Source organism: Flavobacterium poyangense (assembly GCF_011751075.1).
GTDB lineage: Bacteria > Bacteroidota > Bacteroidia > Flavobacteriales > Flavobacteriaceae > Flavobacterium > Flavobacterium poyangense.
The window spans coordinates 1-540 of the sequence record NZ_JAALLN010000197.1; the positions used below are offsets into that span (position 1 = coordinate 1).

At 67.8% G+C, this 540-nt stretch carries 1 protein-coding gene; it reads right to left on the minus strand.

The genetic code is table 11. The features are described 5' to 3' along the window. Positions 1–540 (minus strand): DUF5801 repeats-in-toxin domain-containing protein (locus tag G3A47_RS23305; protein WP_208328454.1); only part of this gene is annotated, 540 nt, incomplete at both ends.

Here is a 540-nt window from a genome sequence, read left to right on the forward strand (position 1 = left end):
AGCGTGCCGCCGGCGCTGCCGACGCGGCCTTCGATGACACCGCCGTTGTCGACCAGAAGGATCTCGTTGGCCGCGCCGCTCTGGCCGGTCAGGAACAGACCGGTGTGGCCGCCGGCGGCCACTTCCAGCGAGAACGCCGTCGTTGCACCTTCCTCGTCCTGCCCGGCCAGCGAGCCGGTCGTGTCGAACAGCGATGTACCCAGAACCGTGACCTGGCCGAGGGTCCCAACCGGCTCCGTCTCCGGGGCGCCGTTCTGGCCCAGGCTCTCATCAACGACGATCGATGCCTTGCCGGCCAGGGCCAGCACGGCCGTCGGACCATCGTCCTCGAACGCGATCACGCCGGCCCGACCGCCAAGGTCGACGCTGGCGCTGGCAACGTCGTTGTCGCCATCGGTCACCGTGTAGACGGCTTTCAGGATGCCGGAGGCCAGGAACAGCGCCTCGTCGTAGCTCGCGCCAGACGTCGGATGGTTCAGCGACTCGTACTGCGTCAGCGTGACATTGCCGCTCGATGGATCGATCGACACGGTAAAGGCG